At 59.5% G+C, this 20663-nt stretch carries 23 protein-coding genes; 12 read left to right on the top strand and 11 right to left on the bottom strand.

Going from position 1 to position 20663, the window contains the following annotated elements; genetic code table 11:
- Positions 1–28 precede the first annotated feature (28 nt).
- The 3 genes from D8U73_RS02655 to D8U73_RS02645 are packed head-to-tail and all read left to right on the top strand — an operon-like array spanning position 29 to position 3011.
- A complete protein-coding gene (locus D8U73_RS02655) occupies positions 29–994 on the top strand; it encodes a tripartite tricarboxylate transporter substrate-binding protein (RefSeq protein WP_130903654.1) in 966 nt (321 codons plus the stop codon).
- A 1-nt stretch (position 995) separates the two neighbouring features.
- The gene (locus tag D8U73_RS02650; RefSeq protein WP_130903653.1) at positions 996–1478 is read left to right on the top strand and encodes a tripartite tricarboxylate transporter TctB family protein; all 483 of its coding nucleotides are present in this window, start codon (positions 996–998) and stop codon (positions 1476–1478) included.
- Positions 1479–1502: 24 nt separating this feature from the next.
- Positions 1503–3011 (top strand): tripartite tricarboxylate transporter permease, encoded by a 1509-nt coding sequence (locus tag D8U73_RS02645; protein ID WP_056853744.1) that lies wholly within the window; start codon positions 1503–1505, stop codon positions 3009–3011.
- Between the two features lie 93 nt (positions 3012–3104).
- Here the strand turns inward: D8U73_RS02645 and D8U73_RS02640 are convergent, their stop codons facing one another.
- Entirely contained in the window at positions 3105–3980 is an 876-nt protein-coding gene (locus D8U73_RS02640; protein ID WP_130903652.1) for a LysR substrate-binding domain-containing protein, read from the bottom strand.
- A gap of 156 nt (positions 3981–4136) precedes the next feature.
- On the opposite strand from D8U73_RS02640, the gene D8U73_RS02635 reads away from it, so the two are divergent.
- A complete protein-coding gene (locus tag D8U73_RS02635) occupies positions 4137–5438 on the top strand; it encodes an FAD-binding oxidoreductase (protein ID WP_130903651.1) in 1302 nt (433 codons plus the stop codon).
- 52 nt (positions 5439–5490) lie between these two features.
- Entirely contained in the window at positions 5491–6579 is a 1089-nt protein-coding gene (locus D8U73_RS02630; protein ID WP_130903650.1) for a polyamine ABC transporter substrate-binding protein, read from the top strand.
- Positions 6580–6705: 126 nt separating this feature from the next.
- Here D8U73_RS02630 and grxC read toward each other — a convergent pair whose 3' ends face one another.
- Together grxC and D8U73_RS02620 are read right to left on the bottom strand one after the other, a co-directional pair.
- Entirely contained in the window at positions 6706–6957 is a 252-nt protein-coding gene (gene grxC, locus D8U73_RS02625) for a glutaredoxin 3 (protein WP_056853743.1), read from the bottom strand.
- A gap of 25 nt (positions 6958–6982) precedes the next feature.
- Positions 6983–7501, bottom strand: a complete 519-nt coding sequence (locus D8U73_RS02620; RefSeq protein ID WP_056853742.1) for a carboxymuconolactone decarboxylase family protein — start codon at positions 7499–7501, stop codon at positions 6983–6985.
- A 131-nt stretch (positions 7502–7632) separates the two neighbouring features.
- Between D8U73_RS02620 and D8U73_RS02615 the strand changes: the two genes are divergently transcribed.
- The gene (locus tag D8U73_RS02615) at positions 7633–8454 is read left to right on the top strand and encodes an AraC family transcriptional regulator (protein WP_056853741.1); all 822 of its coding nucleotides are present in this window, start codon (positions 7633–7635) and stop codon (positions 8452–8454) included.
- The gene (locus D8U73_RS02610) at positions 8451–8855 is read left to right on the top strand and encodes a DUF488 family protein (protein WP_130903649.1); all 405 of its coding nucleotides are present in this window, start codon (positions 8451–8453) and stop codon (positions 8853–8855) included. The genes D8U73_RS02615 and D8U73_RS02610 overlap by 4 nt, the downstream gene beginning before the upstream one ends.
- Before the next feature lie 34 nt (positions 8856–8889).
- Here D8U73_RS02610 and D8U73_RS02605 read toward each other — a convergent pair whose 3' ends face one another.
- The 3 genes from D8U73_RS02605 to D8U73_RS02595 form a co-directional block, all read right to left on the bottom strand.
- Positions 8890–9801, bottom strand: a complete 912-nt coding sequence (locus D8U73_RS02605; protein WP_056853739.1) for a universal stress protein — start codon at positions 9799–9801, stop codon at positions 8890–8892.
- A gap of 54 nt (positions 9802–9855) precedes the next feature.
- Positions 9856–10419, bottom strand: coding sequence for a GNAT family N-acetyltransferase (locus D8U73_RS02600; protein WP_056853738.1), 564 nt, complete (start codon positions 10417–10419; stop codon positions 9856–9858).
- A gap of 216 nt (positions 10420–10635) precedes the next feature.
- Entirely contained in the window at positions 10636–11205 is a 570-nt protein-coding gene (locus tag D8U73_RS02595; protein ID WP_130903648.1) for an NAD(P)H-dependent oxidoreductase, read from the bottom strand.
- A 134-nt stretch (positions 11206–11339) separates the two neighbouring features.
- Here D8U73_RS02595 and D8U73_RS02590 point away from each other — a divergent pair, with 134 nt between their 5' ends.
- The gene (locus tag D8U73_RS02590; RefSeq protein WP_130903647.1) at positions 11340–12248 is read left to right on the top strand and encodes a LysR family transcriptional regulator; all 909 of its coding nucleotides are present in this window, start codon (positions 11340–11342) and stop codon (positions 12246–12248) included.
- 20 nt (positions 12249–12268) lie between these two features.
- Here the strand turns inward: D8U73_RS02590 and D8U73_RS02585 are convergent, their stop codons facing one another.
- Complete coding sequence (locus D8U73_RS02585; protein WP_130903646.1) at positions 12269–13213, bottom strand: AraC family transcriptional regulator; 945 nt, start codon at positions 13211–13213, stop codon at positions 12269–12271.
- Between the two features lie 233 nt (positions 13214–13446).
- Here D8U73_RS02585 and D8U73_RS02580 point away from each other — a divergent pair, with 233 nt between their 5' ends.
- The gene (locus D8U73_RS02580) at positions 13447–14211 is read left to right on the top strand and encodes an SDR family oxidoreductase (RefSeq protein ID WP_056853734.1); all 765 of its coding nucleotides are present in this window, start codon (positions 13447–13449) and stop codon (positions 14209–14211) included.
- Positions 14212–14317: 106 nt separating this feature from the next.
- Here the strand turns inward: D8U73_RS02580 and D8U73_RS02575 are convergent, their stop codons facing one another.
- Positions 14318–15019, bottom strand: coding sequence for a helix-turn-helix domain-containing protein (locus D8U73_RS02575; protein WP_056853733.1), 702 nt, complete (start codon positions 15017–15019; stop codon positions 14318–14320).
- 104 nt (positions 15020–15123) lie between these two features.
- Here D8U73_RS02575 and D8U73_RS02570 point away from each other — a divergent pair, with 104 nt between their 5' ends.
- From D8U73_RS02570 to D8U73_RS02560, 3 genes are all read left to right on the top strand, one after another.
- A complete protein-coding gene (locus D8U73_RS02570; protein WP_130903645.1) occupies positions 15124–16065 on the top strand; it encodes a carbon-nitrogen hydrolase family protein in 942 nt (313 codons plus the stop codon).
- 71 nt (positions 16066–16136) lie between these two features.
- Positions 16137–16571 (top strand): GFA family protein, encoded by a 435-nt coding sequence (locus D8U73_RS02565; protein ID WP_056853731.1) that lies wholly within the window; start codon positions 16137–16139, stop codon positions 16569–16571.
- A gap of 148 nt (positions 16572–16719) precedes the next feature.
- Entirely contained in the window at positions 16720–18579 is a 1860-nt protein-coding gene (locus D8U73_RS02560) for an ABC transporter ATP-binding protein (RefSeq protein WP_056853730.1), read from the top strand.
- 157 nt (positions 18580–18736) lie between these two features.
- Here the strand turns inward: D8U73_RS02560 and D8U73_RS02555 are convergent, their stop codons facing one another.
- From D8U73_RS02555 to D8U73_RS02545, 3 genes are all read right to left on the bottom strand, one after another.
- Positions 18737–18982, bottom strand: a complete 246-nt coding sequence (locus D8U73_RS02555) for a hypothetical protein (RefSeq protein ID WP_241668494.1) — start codon at positions 18980–18982, stop codon at positions 18737–18739.
- A 156-nt stretch (positions 18983–19138) separates the two neighbouring features.
- Positions 19139–19840 carry an arsenical resistance protein ArsH gene (gene arsH / locus D8U73_RS02550; RefSeq protein ID WP_056853728.1) on the bottom strand — a complete coding sequence of 234 codons (702 nt, stop codon included), beginning with the start codon at positions 19838–19840 and terminating at the stop codon, positions 19139–19141.
- Between the two features lie 12 nt (positions 19841–19852).
- Complete coding sequence (locus D8U73_RS02545) at positions 19853–20323, bottom strand: arsenate reductase ArsC (RefSeq protein ID WP_130903644.1); 471 nt, start codon at positions 20321–20323, stop codon at positions 19853–19855.
- Positions 20324–20663: the final 340 nt, after the last annotated feature.

Below are 20663 nucleotides of genomic sequence, written 5' to 3'. Positions count from 1 at the left end.
TAACAACAATGCTAAAGGGAGAGACACCATGTCCGCTTTGTTTCGTCGCGTCGGTCACCGCCTGGCTGTGGGCCTTGTGGCTGTAGCGCTCACAACGCCCGCACTGGCGCTGGATACCGTCAAGTTCATGGCCCCAGGTTCTGTAGGCGGCGGCTATGACCAGACGGCCCGAGTGCTGGGCAAAGCCCTGATAGAAGCCAAGGCTGCCAAAGCCGTCACCTTCGAGAACAAGGGCGGCGCGGGCGGTACGTTGGGGTTGGCGCAGTTTGCCAACAGCACCAAAGGCGACCCGAATGCGTTGCTGGTGGTCGGGGCGATCATGGTCGCGGGCATCGAACAGAACAAACCGCAGATCACCTTGAAGGACGTCACGCCGATTGCCCGGCTGTTTACCGAATACAACGTGATCGCCGTGCGCAAGGAATCGCCTTACAAAACCCTGGATGACCTGATCAAGGACTTCAAGGCCAAGCCTTCCAGCGTGACCTGGGGTGGCGGCTCAAAAGGCTCCATCGACCACATCGGCATTGCCGAACTGGCCGGCAAACTGGATGTTCCGGTCAATAAAGTGAATTACATCGCCACTGGCGGCGGCGGTGAGATCGTCGCCCAGACCCTGGGCGGCCAAATCAAGGTGCTGACCGGGGGCTATGCCGAATTGGGTCAGTACATCAAGAATGGCCAGATCCGCGTGCTCGCCATCGGTGCGCCCGAGCGTGTTCCGGAGATCGATGCGCCCACCCTCAAGGAAAGTGGCTACGACGTGGTCATCGGGAACTGGCGCGGTGTCTACGGCGCGGCGAACCTCACGCCCGAACAGCGTAAAGAGGTGACCGACGCGGTGCTGGCCGCCAGCAAAAGCAAAATCTGGCAAGACAATATTCGCACCAATGCCTGGACCGAGAGCGTGCTGACCGGTGATGACTTCGGCAAATTCGTCGACGAAGAGCACGTTCGGTTGCGTGCGATGCTGGTCAAGGTCGGGCTGCTCTGAGATGGCCGCGTCCCGTGCAGTCGTGCCGACGCAATTGGCGATCGGCATCGGCCTGATCGTCCTCAGCGCCGTGTTGGCGGTGGGGGCCTTTCGGTTTCCGCCCGAGATGGGCTTCGTCATTCTGCCGGCGTACGTCTATCCCTACGCGGTCGCGGGGTTTCTGTGTGCGGTGGGCGTTTTGCTCAGTTATCAGGCGCTCAGCGGTGGTTTCCGCGAGCTCGACGGCAGCAATCCCGGCATAGCGGGTGGCAAGCTTGGCGCGGCCTGGGTGACCGGAGGACTCCTGGGCGTGGCGCTGCTGATCAACCTCATCGGCTTCGTGCTGGCTGCCGGGTTGCTGTTTGCCTGCGCGGCCCGGGGTTTTGGCAGTCGTCATCCGTTGCGCGACCTGGCTATCGGCATCGCCCTGACGCTACCGATTTATTGGCTGTTCAACGCCGGGCTGGGGGTTTCCCTGCCGCCGCTGGTCAATGCCTGGATCTGATCCAGGCCAAAGGAGATCGACCGCGTGGACATTCTTGCAAACCTGGCCATGGGATTTTCCGCAGCGCTGACGCCGATCAATCTGATGTGGGGGTTTGTCGGTTGTTTGCTCGGCACTGCCATTGGCGTTCTGCCGGGGATCGGGCCGGCACTGACCGTGGCGTTGCTGCTGCCGATCACCGCCAAGGTCGATCCGACCGGTGCGCTGATCATGTTTGCCGGGATTTACTACGGCGCGCAATTCGGCGGGTCGACCACCTCGATTCTGCTCAATACCCCCGGTGAGTCGTCGTCCATGGTCACGGCGCTGGAGGGCAACCTCATGGCGCGCAATGGCCGTGCGGGACCGGCCCTGGCCACCGCGGCGATCGGCTCATTCGTCGCGGGTACGATCGCGACGATCCTGCTGACGCTGTTCGCACCGCTGGTGGCCAGGCTGGCGCTGAATTTTGGCCCGGCCGAGTATTTCGCGATCCTGGTGCTGTCGTTCACCACGGTGTCGGCAGTGCTCGGCGCGTCGATGCTGCGCGGCTTTGCGTCGCTGGGGATCGGATTGACCATCGGCATGATCGGCCTCGACTCAACCTCGGGTATTGCCCGCTACACCCTGGGCGTTCCCGAGTTGGTCGACGGCATTGAAGTGGTGCTGGTGGCAGTCGGTTTGTTTGCCGTCGGCGAGGCCCTGTACAGCCTGCTTTATCAATCGGAACAGGCAGAAGGGCGGCATCGCCTGACGTCGTTGTGGATGACCCGCGCCGACTGGAAACGCTCGGTGCCTGCCTGGCTGCGAGGCACGTTTATCGGCTTCCCGTTCGGCTCGATTCCGGCCGGTGGCGCGGAGATTCCGACGTTCCTGTCCTATTCCACCGAACGCAAACTCAGCAAGTACCCGAAAGAGTTTTCCGCCAACAAAGGCCAGGGCGCCATCGAAGGTGTGGCCGGCCCGGAAGCGGCCAACAACGCCAGTGCCACGGGCTCGCTGGTGCCGTTGCTGACCCTGGGCATTCCCACGTCGGCGACGGCGGCAATCCTGTTGGCGGCGTTCCAGAACTACAACCTGCAACCGGGGCCGATGCTGTTTGAAACCTCCGCCGACCTGGTCTGGACCCTGGTGGCTTCGCTGTATATCGGCAACGTCATCCTGCTGGTGCTGAACCTGCCGCTGGTGGGGCTGTGGGTCAAATTGCTGCAGATTCCCCGACCGTACCTGAACGCCGGGATTCTGGTCTTCGCCACCATCGGCGTGTACGGCATGCGCCATTCGTCTTTCGACTTGCTGCTGATGTTGGCTATCGGCTGGGCCGGTGTGCTGATGCGGCGCTTCGATTTCCCGGTGGCGCCAGTGATTGTCGGCATGCTCCTGGGGCCAATGGCCGAAAAGCAACTGCGCAACGCCTTGTCCATCAGCGAGGGCGACTGGACGATATTTTTCACCCAGCCGATCTCGGCGTTTTTCATGGCCCTGACATTGTTGGTGCTGATGGTGCCGTACCTGCTGCATAAACGTGGCATCAAGCTGCACGAAGACGATTGATGCTGTGAATGTAGGAGCGGGCTTGCCCGCGATGGCGGTGTGTCAGTTACATCAATACTGAATGTGCCGACGTCATCGCGAGCAGGCTTGCTCCTACAATTTTGCGGTCTGCTCGGCGAACCACTGCATCACCTGCGCGCACGCTGGGTGCGACGCCGCGGAGGGTTGCAGGCACAGCGCGTAGATTCCCCGAGTCTTCAGCGGCTCCCCGAACGGAATGACCAGCACGCCGCGTTCAATCGATTCGCCCGCCAGGGTCAGGTCGGTCATGGCCACACCCAGGCCTCGCGCTGCGGCGTCCAGCGCCAGTTCGTCGAGGTTGAACGGGATATGCCGAAAGTCCTCCAGTGACTCTCCGCCATTGGCTGACAACCACAGTCGCCAATCATTTTTGTCGCTCGAACGGTGCAGCAACGCGAAGCGCGCAAGATCCTCCTGCGAGTTCAGCGCCAGGCCGGGGGCGCACACTGGCACCAGCGCTTCCTCGAACAGCGCCAGGCATTGCGCGGCGCCAGACGGCTCGGGCAAGTAAAGGATGTACGCGTCGCTGTCGCTGGCAGGCTCGACGACTTCCGTGGCCACGGTCTCTATCGCCAGCGATACCTCTGGATGGTGGCGATAGAAATCACTCAGCCTGGGCAGCAACCAACGCACGGCCAGTGACACATGCAGGCGGATACGGAACGGGCGTTTGCGCGGTGCGATCCGTTCCTCCAGGGTCTTGAGCTGTTCGAGTATTTGCCGGGCGCTAGCCAGTACCTGCTCGCCTTCGGCGGTCAATCGAAGGCTGCGGCTGGTCCTGACGAACATCGGCACCCCGAAATGGCTTTCCAGTTGCTGGATTTTCCGGCTTACAGCGCTTTGGGTCAGGCACAGCGTTTGCGCAGCACTGGTGAAGCTGCCGGAATCGGCGACTTCAACCAAAGCCTGCAAGCCTTGCAACGAAGGAACGTGGCGAATGTTATCCATGCGTTTAGGGAATACCTGAATGATTTAATAACGTTGGTTGTCGCGATCAAGTCCCTTTAGATTCTAGTCATAGCGACCTTCTTCTGAAACAACTCATGCATTAATGGCATGAAGTCGTGCAGGACGGTCCGCAGCCGACAGTTAACGAGGTGACGCATGGAAAATAGATGTGGCTGGATTGCGCAAGCGGGGGATTCGCCGCGGCGTGAGCCTTTGAATGGCACGCAACACGCCGACTGGCTGATCATCGGCGCTGGCATCACCGGCCTGTGCGCCGCACATTCACTGGCTGAAATGCATCCTCTGGCGCGCATTGTGGTGGTCGACAGACAACGCGCTGCGCAAGGGGCATCGGCGCGAAACTCGGGGTTTGTGGTGGCCCACGAACATCCAGCCAAGGCGGAGTTGCAAGGCAACTCGGGGTTCGCCGATTTTCAGGTCGACACAACGATTTCCCGCGCCGCCAGCGACGAGGTGCGCAAACGCATTGCCCGGCACGCGATCGACTGCGATTTCCGTGAGTCAGGTTATTTTTTCGCCGTCAACGATCCGCGCAAGTTGACCGATGTCGAGGCCAAGTTGCAGACGCTGCGTGCCGTGGGTGCCAGCGCGCAATTTCTGCACGGTGATCAACTGATTCAGAAGCTGGGAACCCGGCATTACCAGGCGGCGATCTGGTGCGGTAATGGCAACGCGTTGCTGCAACCGGCGAAGTACGTTAAGGGTTTACTCGATGCCTTGCCGGAAACCGTGACGCTGTTCGAAAACACCGAAATCAGTGGGCTGCAACGCCTGAGCAGCGGGCGTATTCGGGCCAGCGGCAGCAACGGCTGCGTCGAGGCGAAACAGGTGCTGGTCTGCCTGAACGCTTTCATCCCTCGTTCAGGCATCAGCGACAGCGGCACCTTCGCGATGGAGCTAAGTGCCAGCCTCACCCGGCCGCTCAGCGATGAAGAGTTTCAAGCCCTTGGCACCGTGGAGCCTTGGGGCGTGCTGTCGACCCGGCCATTGGGTGCCACGGTGCGCCTGACGCCGGATCGGCGCGTGATGATCCGCAACACCGCGGAATACCGCAGCCAGGACTTGTCTCTCGCGCAACTGGCGACCCGCCGCAAGCACCATGTGCTGGGTTTGCAACGACGCTTTCCGATGTTGGGCGAGCAGGACATCCAGTACACCTGGACGGGCCACCTCAGCGCTTCACGTTCCGGGCAGCCGTACTTCGCCAAAGTCGAGGAGGGCGTGTTTGCCGTGGCCGGGTGCAATGGCTCCGGTGTCGCACGCGGCACGCTGTGGGGACGCTTGCTTGCAGAGTTGGCGTCCGGCGCCAGTTCGCCGCTGCTGCAATCGGTCATGCAGCGTGCCCAGCCCGGCTGGCTGCCGCCCAAACCATTTCTCGACATCGGTGCCATGCTGCGTATGCGCATAGAGGCGTCCCGGGCCAGAACTGAAATCTAGAACACCGCCTTTCACTCTCAACAAAAGCACTTCAACACCAAGGTGATCGAACATGCGCGTCAAAACACTGTCCCTGGCCGCTCTGCTCTCGACGTTCTGTGCAGCCGCTTACGCTGACGAAACCCTGAACATTTCCAACTGGAACGGCTACATCGCCGATGACACCCTGACCAATTTCACCAAGGAAACCGGGATCAAGGCGACTTACGATATCCATGACAGCAACGAAGTGCTGGAATCGAAGTTGATGACCGGCAACACCGGTTATGACGTGGTCAGCCCGTCGAACCATTTTCTGTCACGCCTGATCAAGGCTGGAGCGATCCAGAAGCTCGACAAGAGCCAATTGCCCGGCTGGCAAAACCTCGATCCTGTGTTGATGAAAAAACTCGAGGTCAACGATCCCGGCAACCAGTACGGCTACCCCTACATGTGGGGCACTGCCGGCATCGGCTACAACGTCGAGAAGATCAAGGCGATCTTCGGCAACACCGACGTTACCCGTTCCTGGAGCCTGTTTTTCGAAGAGGCCAACATCAAGAAACTCAGTGAGTGTGGCGTAGCGATCATCGATAATCCGACGCAGGTGTTGCCGATCACGCTCAACTACCTGGGCCTGCCACCCCACAGCCACGAACCGGCGGATTACAAGAAAGCTGAACAGGCGTTGCTGAAGATTCGTCCGTACGTCCAGTATTTCCATGCCTCCAAGTACATCAGCGACCTGGCAAACGGCAACGTCTGCGCGGTGATCGGGTTCAATGGCGATATCGTCCAGGCGGCGGCGAGTGCCAAGGAAGCCAAGAACGGCATCAACATTGCCTATTCGATCCCGGATGAAGGCTCCACGTTGTGGTTCGACATGGTGGTGATGCCCAAAAGCGCACCCCACGAGAAAAACGGCTACACCTACATGAATTACCTGTTGCAGCCACAAGTGATCGCCAACATCAGCAACAGCATCCATTACGCCAACCCCAACAGCGCAGCAGACGCCGATGTGGTGCCGGCGGTGAAGCAGGACCTGGCGATCTACCCGTCCAAAGCGGTGATGGACAAGTTATTTACCGTGGAAGATTTGCCGGCATCTATCGCCCGTTTGACCACGCGTCTGTGGACCAAACTGAAAACCAATACCTGACAGGTCCCGGCTCAATGTAGGAGCGAGCCTGCTCGCGATGGGCTCAAGGACAATACGTTTATTCAGACAGCGCGCATTATCGTTAACGTCCATCGCGAGCAGGCTCGCTCCCACAGGGGGGTGTGTTCATGCCAGCATCGACATCAACCCTCCCTGGCGATCCAGCTTGGCCAGGTCATCGAAACCACCGATGTGCGTGTCGCCGATAAAAATCTGCGGCACGCTGCGCCGGCCGCTTCGGCTGAGCATTTCTTCAAACTTTCCCGGTTCGCGCTGGACATTGATCTCTTGCATCGTCGCGCCTTTGCCGGCCAGCAGTGATTTGGCGCTGCGGCAGTATGGGCAGGTGTCGGTGGTGTAAAGGGTCACGGTGTTCATGCTGGTTATCTCCGCAATGGGTTGATCAGGCGTCGATGGCCGGAAAGTCGATATCGGTCAATGCGACGTTGTTCAGGTAGTTGGTCAGCGTCTGCGAGGCCACATGGGCGACCACTTCGATGATCTTCGCGTCATTGATGCCTGCGGCTCTGGCAGAAGCGATCTGTTCGCTGGTGAGCTGGCCACGGCTTTCGGTAATCTGCTGGGCAAGCAGGGCGTAAGCGTCCAACTGACCGATTCGCGCACTGCGGATCTCCTGTTGGGTGAGCCCGGCCTTGCCGGCAAACACGGTGTGCGCCGCCAGGCAATAATCACAGCCGTTGACCTGCGAGGTGGCGAGGTAGATCGCTTCCTTTTCCGTGGCGCTCAATGAGGTTTTGCTCAGCGCCGCCGAGTTTTGCAGGTACGAGGCAAGGACGGCAGGCGCATGGGCCAGCACCTTGAAGACGTTGGGCAGGAAGCCGATTTTCTTTTGTACGCCTTCCAGCAATGGGCGGGTGGCGTCGGTAGCTTGTTCGAGGCTGACAGAGGCAATACGAGTCATGGTGATTCTCCGGGATTGAAGCGCGACATGCGCTGGGTACGTAGTCCATGCTAGTGATTCATGCTGGTCAATTGGCTGCAAATCGTCGACGATATGCGACAGATCGTCCAGAACAGCTTCGGGAGCTTCCCATGGATCGCCTTTCCACGTTGCTCAACCATTTCGGCGTCAACGCCGGCACCTTTCACAGCGGCACGTTTTGCGGCACGACGGCGTTCGATGGCAGCCAGGCGTGCGGCCATGTGCATCTGCTTCAGGCGGGCGAGTTATCGCTCAAACTGGCAGACGAACGAGAGCTGCACCTGCGCGAGCCAACGCTGATCTTTTTCCCGCGACCTTATCGTCACCGCTTGTTCGCCCCCGATTCGTTCGGCACGCAGTTGGTGTGTGCATCCCTGGATTTCGATGGCGGGGCTGGCAATGCCCTGGCCGCCGCGCTGCCGGATTTCCTGGTGCTGAAACTCGATGAAATCCCCACATTGGCCAGCACCCTGCAATGGTTGTTCGACGAAGCCTTCGCTGGCACCTGCGGTCGGGAAGCGGTGATGGATCGACTGTTCGAACTGGTGGTGATCCTGTTGTTGCGCCACATCCTCAGCAGCCGCAATCAACAGCCGGGCATGATGGCCGGCCTTGCCGATCCACGCCTGGCGCGGTCCTTGAACCTTATGCATGAGTTTCCGGGCAAGCCCTGGAGCGTGGCCGAATTGTCGGTGGCGGCGAACATGTCGCGAGCCAGCTTCGCCGAACATTTCAAGCGCGTGGTCGGCCAGGCTCCGGTGGATTATCTGGTGAGCTGGCGCATCAGCTTGGCGCAGAAACGCTTGCGCGAGGGCAAGCCCATTGCCCTGATCGCCGAAGAGGTTGGCTACGAAAGCCCATCGGCACTGGCCCGGGCGTTTCGCCGCAAGACCGGTGTCAGCCCCCGGGAATGGAGAGGGGAGACGCCATGATCCAATGCAAACGCGCAGGCGAACCTGCCAGGGGCGAAGACGGGCGACGGATATTGGTTGATCGAGAGTGGCCGCGACATTGCTCCAGGGATTCGTTGCCGCTGGACCAATGGTTGCCCGACGTCGCGCCTTCGATTGATTTGCACAAGGCATTTACCGCCGGTGAAGTGGATTTCGGCCAATTCAGCGCGGCCTATCGCCAGCAACTGATCGCTCGCCCGGAACACTGGTGGGCGCTTCTGGGATATGCACAAACCGGCACGCTCACGCTGGTTTTTGCCGCTCAAAACCTGCTGGAAAACCACGCCGTCGTACTCGCCCGATGGCTGGAGGACGAGCTGGATCGATACCAGGAGGCCAGCTCGCCGGTGTGCTATCGCGACGAGTTTCCGGGTTATTGAGACGTCGGCATTGGCCGCTGATCCAACCTGGATTTTATTCCTGAACCACCCACACGCTGCACGGCATCTTGTACAGCACGCGTTCGATGGTGCTGCCCACCAAGCGTTCCATGGCGCGGTGACCGGCGCGTCCCATGACGATCACGTCTGTTTCATAGGCCTGCGCATAGTTGCAAAGCACCTTGGCCGGATCGCCCAGGATCATGTGCTGACATTCCGGTTCAATACCGTTGCGCTGCGCAAGCTCGCGGAAGGCATCGGCTTGTGAGTCGAACAATGTCTTGGCTTTGCTCGAAGAAAAAAACGCCGAGCCATTACTGAAGCCGAATTCATCTGCACTGATGGATGAAAGATCATGGGCGTAAACCACGTCGAGCTGCGCATTGCAGGTGATGGCCAGTTTGGACGCCTCACACAAGATCCTGTCGTTGAAACCCTTGTATTGGTCATCACTGTGAAAAGGGTCTACGGCAGCGACAATTTTGCGCGGCAATGCGTGATGCATATGGCTGACAAAATGCAGGGGGACCGGGCATTCGCGCAGCAGGTGAATATCCAGTGGGGTAAACATCAGGCGCGACAGCAGCGATTCGTGCTCCAGGGCTTTGATCAAGGCGGCCATCGGCTGCTCTTTGAGATGAATCAGGATCTCTTGCAACGGCCGCTCTACCCAGACCACTTCCGTGGTGACGTGCACACCGATCTTGCGCATGGGGCGTGCCTGGTCTTCAAGCCACTGGCGATGACGCTCGACATAACCCAGCCGCATCTGATCCAGCGCTTGTTCATTAACCATCCCGGCAGTCGCCAGCCCTTCGAGGTAATCGAACGCCACGATGTGCAATGCTGCTTGCGACGCTTTGGCCAATGCTGCAGCCCGGTCAAAGGCGGGACTGTTGTGCATCAGAGGTGGGACGACCAGCATGAAACGCGATTGATCAGCCATGACTGTACTCCGGTAGGTCATCGAACAGTGGTGTGCCGAAATGACTCCAGGTTCTTACAGGTAAAGTCGGTGGATCACCTGACGACTGTCGTCGGGATCGTTGGATGTCTCGAATCCCAACGCCTTGGCCAGGTCGCGCATTGGCGCATTGCTGGCGGCGTCTACCGAATACATCTGCTGAAAGCCGTTATGGCGTGCGGCCTTGATCAAGTGTTCCATCAGTAAAGTGCCCAGCCCCAGGTGGGTCCACTCATCGGCGACCGTGACGGCGCATTCACACACCTGTTCGCTGGTGGCGGCGTAGCGGCTGATGCCGATCTCGACCAGCCGACCGTTGTCGTGGACCATGGCGATGTAGGCCACGCGTTGTTTGTTGTCGGTGTCCATCAACTGATCGAGCATCGCGGCGCTGGGCTCACTGATTTGCGCAAGAAAGCGCATGTGCCGGGATTCCGGAGACAGCCGTTTGATGAAGGCATATTCGCGGTCGCGGTCCTTTTCCGTCAGTGGCCGGATCAGCACGTGGCGACCATCCCTGAGTGCTTCGATCCAGTACTGGCTGTCCACCGCGGCGTAAGCGGCTGCGGCGCGGTCATTGTGGTCTTTGACGGTAAGCATGGGGTTAATCCTCCAGCGTTGTTCTTATAGGGCGGGCACGGCAAAAGCCTGTTTCATTCCTTTCTACGCCGCTGCCTGCCCTGGTATTTGATCTGGATCAAACATTCGATCAAAGGCTGTAGAGGTTCCCGCTTCGTCAAGGCACCGACATAGACGGCACTCACGTCACCAGCGACGTCACTCATCGAGTGACGTTTCTTCAGGTTTTTTAGGGGCTTAGCTCACCAGTACATACGGCATCTGTTCCCTCGCAGCCTTCAGGGTGCTTGCCCACCAGTTCAGCTGAACCAGCATTCGAGCCATGGGCAGCCGGGCTTGATCAGTCTGTCGTACATGCCCGGCCTCATCGATCAGCGACCAGGGATCAGTGAAGGACACGTAATTGCTGATAGGTACCGCGTGCTGCGCGGACAGCACCTGGCGAAGGTGATCGATCGCACAAAGTCCACCCGATGCCCCGCCGTAGCCAATGAATGCCACTGGCCTTGCGTGCCAGCGAACCGACACCTGATCAATGAATGCTTTAATCCCGGAGTGATAAACATCGGACAGTTGCGATGTGATGAACAGAAATGCATCAGCATCGGCCAAATGGCGAAGAGTTTCCTGTCGCTGTATAGCTGCCACCTTGTCAGGTTTGGCCATGAGGTCGGCAGGTCCCATAAACCAAGGCTCGAACTCGGCACGTTGCGCCAAAACATCAGAAACCCATTTCAGCAGCGCAGCGTCCAGACCTTCCTCATCCTTGGCGCCATGAATCACGATCAGTTTCATCTCGCTGTTCATCTCAACCTCCCACTGTAAATCCGCACGTCTTTGCTGAATTTCTCCTGCGCCTTTCAGGCTCTGGATTAGAGTATGAGTGGCAGCGCGGCAGATATAGCCGGTACTGGGGCATACAATTTGTGACGTGAATTCATATGAGACGGTTGGACATAAACTGCTTCGCCGAAATGAACGTGTTCGTCAGGGTCGTTGAAGATGGCGGTTATACGGCGGCCGCCAAGCATTGTGCGATGACCCCGTCAGCGGTCAGCAAGCTGGTCTCGAGGCTGGAAAACCGCTTGGGCACGCGTTTGCTCAATCGCTCGACAAGACGGCAATTGCTCACGCCTGAAGGGGCCGCGTTCTATGAACGCAGCGTGACTATCCTGGCGGCGCTCGATGAGGCCGAGCAGGAGGCCGCGGCGAGCTCCGAACCGCAGGGAACCGTGCGGGTCAACTGCAACGTCGATATCGGGCGTTTGTATCTGCTGCCCCTGTTGCAGACATTTTTGCGGCTCCACCCTGGAGTCTCGGTGGAGGTTTTTCTCAGTGACGAGGTTGTCGACCTGATCAGCGCACGGGCTGACGTGGCCATCCGCAGCGGCCCGCTGAAAAGCTCCAATCTCGTGGCCAGGCGCTTGGGCGAGACGAGAGCCCTTGTCGTGGCATCACCGGCCTATCTTGCAGCTCGCGGCATACCGAAAACGCCAGCCGATCTTGCGGACCACACCTGTCTGGGGTTCACCTTCAGTCCACCGATGATGGAGTGGGGCTTCGTCAGCGCAGACGGCCAACCCATTCCGGTGGCCGTCGCCGGCAATGCACGGGCCAGTGACGGCAATGCAGTTCGCGATCTGGCAATTCTTGGGCTCGGCCTCGCGCGCGTTGGGTTTTGCCAGGTCGAGCAAGATCTGGCGGATGGCCGGCTTCTTTCGGTGCTAGAGGACTTCGTGCCCAGCGCAAAGACGGAAGTGCACGCGGTTTACGTCGGGCAAGGAGGGAAGTTGCCCACACGTGTCAGAGCCTTCATGGATTTTCTGGCGGCAAACTTGAAAATCCACTGATCGCACAAGACCAGGGCACCTCACGCTTGGCGGTAGGCGCTGGGCGTGACGCCGACTTCGCGACGAAAAACCTGGGAAAAATGGCTGGGGCTGGAATAACCGACTTCCAGCCCGACATCAATGATGCTGCGCTCGGTCTCGAGCAGTAGATGTCGCGCGCGACTCATGCGCAGGCGGATGAAATACTGCGACGGCGACAGCCCCGTGGCACGCTTGAACATCCGGCTGAAGTGGTAGTCGCTCAAGTCAGCGATTCGTGCCAATTGCGCAAGACTGAAGTCATCGGCCAGGTGCTCGTTCATTGCATCGATAACGCGACGCAGCTTGTACGCTTGCAGAGCATTGCTGCGTCGGGTCGTACTGTGCGGATCGAGATAACGCCGTATCAGGTGAACGGTCAGCGCCTGAGCCAGGCTGTGTACGAACAGCGGGCTGGGTTTGCGTTGCTCGATCAACTCGAGGCGTAACTGATTGAGCATGAAACTTATCCGTTCATCCCGGGCACCGGAGATATCCAGGAACGTCACTGCAACGCTGTGCTCGCCCAGAACATCACGGGCCGCCTGTTCAATCATGGGCAGGCCGAGATAAAGATGCATCACTTCGAAGGTGTCGCAGCCCAGGGTCTGCCAGCGCATCTCATAGGGTTCATTTGTATTGGTAAGAAAAAAGTCGCCAGCCTGCACCTCGACGGCTTTCCAAGCCCCACCGAGGGATCGCTCCTCGACCTTGGCCGAGCCTGTCAGGACCAATACCAGCAGGGGTTCGACCACGGCGGGCACGAGTATTGGCTCTACGGTGCTGTGATGGCTGAACAACTGCACCATCACATCCTGCATCTGCGGGAGCAACGGCAACACCTGCGGCGTTCCCGGCAGATGCTGCGGCATCGATTCGGCCGCGATGCGAAGGGTATCAATCGGTGGCACGTCGTCATGTTCAGGCTGGCGCACACGAGGCTCCATTGAAAAAAGCGCTGAGGGGCTGGCATCAACAGGGTAACGCAACCTCGGTACCCATCGGCAATTGCGCAAGCTACCTCAGAAATTCAGATGTTGGCGCAAAACTCCAACAGCCACGGCAAGCCTGCGAAAGCCCGATTCTCCCGATTGCGCGACAGTGAGGCCGTCGATAACTACAGCGCCTCACGGGCGCCAGGCCGCCGAATATCTCGCCGGCTTGCAAGCAGGAGAGCACCATGACTCAGATCAATCACCGTATTCCCAACGAAGTCGAAGGCAAAGTCGCGCTGGTCACCGGCGCCGCCAGTGGCATCGGCAAGGCTATCGCACTGATGCTGCATGCGCGTGGCGCCAAGGTCATTGCTGAAGACATCAATCCCGCCGTCGAAGCACTCGCTCGTCCCGGGTTGGTGCCGCTGGTAGCCGACATCAGCAAAGACGGGGTTGCCGAGCGCGCCGTCGGATTGGCCGTCGAGACGTTCGGGCGACTGGACATTCTGGTCAACAACGCCGGGATTATCATCAACAAGCTGGTCATCGACATGACCCGCGAAGACTGGGAGCGCATCCAGGCAGTCAACGCAACCGCGGCCTTTTTGCATTGCCGCGAAGCAGTCAAGGCGATGATGCCCAACAAATCGGGAGCGATAGTCAATATCGCCTCTTATGCCTCCTATTTCGCCTTCCCGACCATTGCCGCTTACACCGCGTCCAAAGGCGCATTGGCCCAATTGACCCGCACGCTGGCGCTCGAGGCTATCGAGCATGGCATTCGCGTCAATGCCATCGGCGTCGGCGACGTTGTCACCAACATTCTTAACGACGTGGTAGAGGACGGTCCTGGCTTCCTGGCCAAGCACGGTGAAGCCGCTCCCATCGGACGTGCCGCGCAGCCGGAAGAAATTGCCGAAGTCGTGGCATTTCTCGCCTCGGACCGCGCAAGCTTCATTGTTGGCTCGGTGGTCATGGCGGATGGCGGCATGACCGTCACCGCTGGTTGATCGGCTGAACGGGCATTTGCGTTAAAGAGAGCAGCTTCTGGGCCGTTTTCTGCCGGTGGTGTCCGGCTGAGAACGGCCAGGAGCGAACTGCAAACGCGTGGTTTCTCTAAGGCTGTTGCAAAGGCTGGATTGCAGCGCGCCGGGTGCCTGCGAACGCACTCGTGCCAAGCCAGCGCCACAAGTTTTCTGCGTCTTGCACGGCGCCGTCTACCCGCAATTCCTGTGACCGCAGAACCTCTTTTGGCGTGCGGTCGCCGGTCCACACCTCTGTCAATGCTCGTACGCTGGAGTCCACGACGAGCGTGAGTTCGCGTCCCGGATCGTCGCGGCACAAATCTGCCACACCCTGTTCAACCACCAGCCACCACGCTTGCTCACCGGACCGCGCGTCGCGGAACCGGAAGTGAATGACCACCGACCGGGGCGGGAACATTTCGATGCGCGCAAAACGACGTATGTCCCACATCAGCAAGCCCGCGTCGAGTTCGTTATCGCGAAGGCGACTGCCTATCCAGCGCGCCCCCCAATGGCCCAGTGCCATGATGATGGGGCGCAAATCCTCGCCGGCCTCGGTCAGGCTGTATTCCCAGACGTTGCCTGCGGCCGTGCGATGCACGACACCGATATCTTCCAGGTGGCGCAGCCGCTGTGCCAGCAAGCTGGTGGACATGCGTGGCACGCCGCGGTGCAGTTCATTGAAGCGCTTGCTGCCGCATAGCAACTCGCGCACGACCAAAGGCGTCCAGCGTTCGCACAGTGCCTCGGCACCGCGTGCGACCGTACAGAACTGACCATAGCTTTCATCCATCGCCTGTCCCTCCGCTACTTCAACGCTTCAGATTCTGAACTAGCCGGGCGGTTTCCCGACGTGCACGCTGAAACCTGCCAAAGCCACGGTTTCAGGAGTACGTCATGACCAAGATAGCCATCATTCAGCGGCCGCCGGTGCTGCTCGATCGTAGCGCGACGATCGCCCAGGCCGTGCAATCGGTCCGCGAAGCTGCAGCGTCGGGAGCCTCGTTGATTGTTTTGCCCGAATCATTCATTCCAGGTTACCCGTCGTGGATCTGGCGGCTGGCGGCGGGAAAAGACGGGGCTCTAATGGGGCAGTTGCATACTCGCCTGTTGGCCAACGCGGTTGATATCGCGAGCGGTGACCTGAACGAACTGTGCGAGGCTGCTGTTGCTCACGCCGTGACAATCGTATGCGGCATCAATGAACGCGAACGCCGTAATGGAGGCGGCACGCTTTACAACAGCGTAGTCGTTATCGGAACCCATGGCGAAGTGCTCAACCGTCATCGCAAGTTGATGCCAACGAACCCCGAGCGCATGGTCCATGGTTTCGGCGATGCGTCAGGGTTGCGTACCGTCGATACACCCGTCGGTCGCATCGGTACGCTCATCTGCTGGGAAAACTACATGCCCCTGGCGCGCTATTCATTGTATTCCCAAGGCGTGGAAGTCTACGTTGCGCCAACCTACGACACTGGCGAGGGCTGGATCAGCACGATGCGGCACATTGCACTCGAAGGCCGTTGCTGGGTGCTCGGCAGTGGCAGCTTGCTGCGCGGCAACGACATTCCCGATGATTTTCCAGGTCGCCTGCAACTGTTTCCCGATCCGGATGAGTGGATCAACGACGGTGACTCGGTGGTGGTCAACCCTCAAGGCCGGATCACAGCCGGTCCGTTGCACCGGGAGGCGGGCATTCTGTATGCGGACATCGACACCTCACTCGTGGCGCCAGCGCGGCGGGCGCTCGACGTCAGCGGGCACTATGCGCGCCCCGACATTTTCGATCTGCAAGTGCGACGCACGCCGACGACGGCGGTGCGCTTCGTCGACGAGTGAAGCTGGCTAACCCTCAGGCAATCCGTCCCGACTTCGGCTGTACGTGCGTTAACTGATGAAGGAGTCATTCCATGAGCATTCAAAGGTCTTACAAAGGCAGTTGTTTTTGCGGCGCTGTCGAATTCACCGTCAGCGGTGAGCCGGCGGCAATGGGCTATTGCCATTGCGAGTCGTGTCGACAGTGGTCAGCCGCGCCGGTCAATGCCTTCACGCTGTGGAAACCCGAGGCGGTGCAAGTCACTCGGGGGGCTGACGACATTGGCACCTTCAACAAGACACCGCAGAGTTATCGCAAATGGTGCAGGCGTTGCGGCGGACACCTCTTCACCGAACACCCCGGGATGGGCCTCATCGATGTGTATGCCGCGGTCATCCCGGATCTCGCGTTTTCGCCAGGTGTTCACGTCCACTACCAAGAGGCCGCGCTGCGCATCAGGGATGGGGTGCCGAAGCTTAAGGATGTCCCTGGTGAATTGGGAGGATCAGGCATCAGCGTGGACGAATGAGGCTGGCAGCGGCGGGGTGCCGGCGCGCGATTTCCACCTTTCGCCATCGGCGGCAACCTGCCGACAACGCCATACCTTGACGTTGCAAACCCTCAAGGCGCCCGTTCAATGGCAGAATCTCCTTAACTTGACTGTTTTGGAGAACACCATGCTTCGTGTGTTTGAACGAAGGCTCGATCCCTTTCCGCCTGACGAGGTGCCACCGCCACCGGACGGCCTGGCTCGTTTCCTGTGGGCCTGTACGCGGGGAGCGCGTGGTTACATCCTTGCGCTGGCGCTGCTCGGTGCCGGTGTATCGATTTACGAAGCGTGGCTGTTTTCCTTCCTCGGCCAGGTCGTGGACCTGCTCTCGACCTGGCAGGCAGGCGGTGAGGCGGCTGCGCAGGAAAGTCGGGTGTTGTGGGGCATGGGTATTGTCATGGTCACCAGTGTCGGGCTGGTGGCGTTGCGCACCATGGTGCAGCACCAGATATTGGCAATTAACTTGCCGTTGCGGCTGCGCTGGGACTTCCATCGCCTGATGTTGCGGCAAAGCCTGTCGTTTTTTTCCGATGAGTTTTCCGGCCGCGTCACCACCAAGGTGATGCAGACCGCGCTAGCGGTACGAGACGTGCTCTTCACCCTGATCGAAATCGTCCCGGGTATCGGGGTGTATTTCATTGCGATCATCGCACTGGCCGGTGGCTTCGCGCTGAAACTCATGCTGCCATTCGTTGCCTGGGCTCTGCTGTTCGGCCTGGCCATGTGGTACTTCGTGCCTCGCCTGGGGAAAGTCGGGCAGGAACAGGCGAATGCGCGGTCAATGATGACCGGGCGTATCTCGGATGCGTACACGAACATCACTACGGTGAAACTGTTCTCTCATTCCAATCGTGAAGCGCACTTCGCTCGAGCGGCAATGGAGGATTTCAAGCAAACCGGCTTTCGCCAGATGCGCCTGGTCAGCCAGTTCGAGATCGTCAACCAGGCATTGGTGGTGGGGCTGATCATGGCCGCCGGCGGTTATGCCCTGTGGCTGTGGCACCAGGGTGACGTCGGCGCAGGTGCCGTGGCGGCAATCACTGCAATGGCGTTGCGGATCAATGGCATGTCGAACTGGATCATGTGGCAAATGACCTCGCTGTTCGAGAGCATCGGCACGGTACAGGACGGCATGGCGACGCTGACCCGCGGTCCCAAGGTCAAGGATGCACCGGATGCGGGTGTGCTGGTAACCTCAGGCGGCGCGGTAACCTTCGATAAAGTGAGCTTCAACTACAATGGCGAGCGCCAGGTGCTCGATGGCCTGAGCCTGAACATTCGTCCGGGTGAAAAAATCGGCCTGGTCGGCCGCTCTGGCGCCGGCAAATCCACGCTTATCAACTTGCTGCTGCGCTTCTATGACGTCGACAGCGGGGAGATTCGCATCGACGGCCAGAACATTGCACACGTGACGCAAGACAGCCTGCGCAGCTCCATCGGCATGGTCACCCAGGACACTTCGCTGCTGCACCGTTCCATTCGCGACAACATTGCATACGGTCGTCCCGATGCGACCGACGCGCAAATCCGTGCCGCCGCGGCCAATGCCCAGGCCGATGAGTTCATCAGCCAACTGAGCGACCGGCAGGGCCATACCGGCTACGACACCCTGGTGGGTGAGCGCGGCATCAAGCTGTCCGGTGGCCAGCGTCAACGCGTCGCGATTGCCCGGGTGATGCTCAAGAACGCCCCGATCCTGCTGCTTGACGAGGCCACCAGCGCGCTGGACTCGGAAGTCGAAGTGGCCATTCAGGAAAGCCTCGATGAAATGATGCAGGGCAAAACCGTGATCGCCATCGCCCATCGGCTGTCCACCATTGCAGCCATGGACCGCCTGATCGTCATGGATGACGGACGCATCATCGAGCAGGGCACCCACACCGAGTTACTCGCGAAGAACGGCATCTATGCGCGGCTCTGGCAGCATCAGAGTGGCGGGTTCCTGGGTGAGGACAAGGGCGTGGTCGAGGCAATGGATCAGGCGTGAGTGTGAAGGGGCAGGCAACGGGCGAGAGGGAGAGCTGCACGACGATTGCCAGACAGAGGAGGGCGAAGACGAGCGGTGGAAGCAATGCCCGGTGTTTGCCTGTCGATGCCTTGCCCGTCTCTCAACGCCCCTGGTGCCTCTTACCGGCGAGCGACATTCATTTTATTTCGGTTCCAGGCACGAAGAGCTTACCGGGATCATCGACCTCCTTCAGGTCAATCAACGCTCGACAAATGCAGTGCGAGAACTGTTCCTGCAGCGTTTCTGGGTCGTTCCAGGCTATTTGCGATGCTTTCAGATGTTGTGCCTCGGACGATTTGTAGCAGACACAATTGTCGAGTCGGGTGACGCCATTATTTGTGCTCTGACAAGCCGTGGCCAGCAAACAGATCGCGATGAGCATTGCACAGCGTTTCATTGGCTCCCCCCCGAGTTGTAAACCCGACGCTAGAAGGTAGCTTAGCCGTCATTTACCATCGCTCCATCCACGGGCGGCTTCGGCCGATTGCCGCCTGTCTGTTCGAAGCGCGCGCCTCTGATACCGATAAACTTGACGACCTCAGATTGAACGCTGGTTCACGCGGGCCATGAGCTGTTCGGCGCTTTCCTTGCGTTCGGAGTAGCGATCCACCAGAAACCCCTGATGGTCACGCAGCAGCAGGGTGAATTTCACCAGTTCTTCCATCACGTCGACCACGCGGTCGTAGAACGCCGAGGGCTTCATTCGGCCGGCTTCGTCGAATTCCATAAAAGCCTTCGGCACCGAGGATTGATTGGGAATGGTGAACATGCGCATCCAGCGTCCCAGCACACGCAGCTGGTTGACTGCGTTGAAGGACTGCGAACCACCGCAGACTTGCATCACCGCCAGTGTTTTGCCCTGAGTCGGGCGAATGGCACCGAGGGCAAGGGGAATCCAGTCAATCTGTGCCTTGAATACAGCCGACATCGCGCCATGCCGCTCCGGCGAACACCAGACCTGACCTTGCGACCACAACACCAGATCGCGCAACTCCTGCACCTTGGGATGATCCACAGGTGCATCGTCGGGAAGCGGCAAACCGGAAGGATTGAAGATGCGGGTTTCCGCACCAAAGTGTTCCAGCAGGCGTGCGGCCTCTTCGACCAGCAGACGGCTGAACGAGCGCTCGCGGGTCGACCCGTACAACAACAGGATGCGTGGCTTGGGTTCGCCCGGACGAAAAGTGATGCCTGCGTCGTCGAACAGGGAGAGGTCAAGGTTAGGCAGTTGCTCAGACATGTTTCTTCCTGCTCAGAGAGCGCCGATTCGGTCCAGTTCGCGTTTGAGTTGATCGCGGCTGAGTTCATTGAAGGGCAGGGCGAGGAACGCCCTGCAGCGTTGCTCGATGTGCGCAAGCGTGGCGCGGAAAGCCGCGTCCACCGCCGCTTCGTCACCCACTACGTCGGAAGGATCTTCCAGGCCCCAATGGGCCTTCAGCGCCGGGCCGAAATACACCGGGCAACTTTCGCCTGCCGCCTTGTCGCAAACGGTAATGACGATATCCGGTGGGTTATCCTCAAAGGCATCATTGCCCTTGCTGCTCAATCCTTCGATGGAAATGGCGGACTGTTGTAGCGTGGTCAGGCTACGCGGCAGTACTTTGCCTTTGGGAAAGCTGCCGGAACTTACCGCTTCGAAACCCTGCGGTGCCAGGTGATTGAACATGGCTTCTGAAAGGATGCTGCGACAGCTGTTGGCCGTGCACATGAACAGAACTCGCATGGATTGCTCCCTCCGCATTTGCGGATATCGAAGGCTCAAGCGCCGTGTCCGCGCCGAGAGGGTAATCAACAGAATCGCAAGTGTCAGCACTTTGAGGTCGTACCGACATATACGGGAAGTCAAATATACGGATATCCGTATGTGCGGGCAACTCATCCATGGGCGTCGGAGGGTATTGAAGACGCCATCGCGGGCAAGCCTTGCTCTACAGGTAGTGCGCAATCCCGTAGACGCAAGGCTGGCCCGCGATAGCCGTTACGCGATATCGCGCCGGATCAGAAGAAGCCCAGCGGATTGATGTCGTAGCTCACCAGCAGGTTTTTGGTCTGCTGATAGTGAT

Source organism: Pseudomonas sp. Sample_22, from assembly GCF_004307635.1.
In the GTDB taxonomy this organism is placed as follows: Bacteria; Pseudomonadota; Gammaproteobacteria; order Pseudomonadales; family Pseudomonadaceae; genus Aquipseudomonas.
This window is presented reverse-complemented; position numbering and strand designations above follow the sequence as displayed.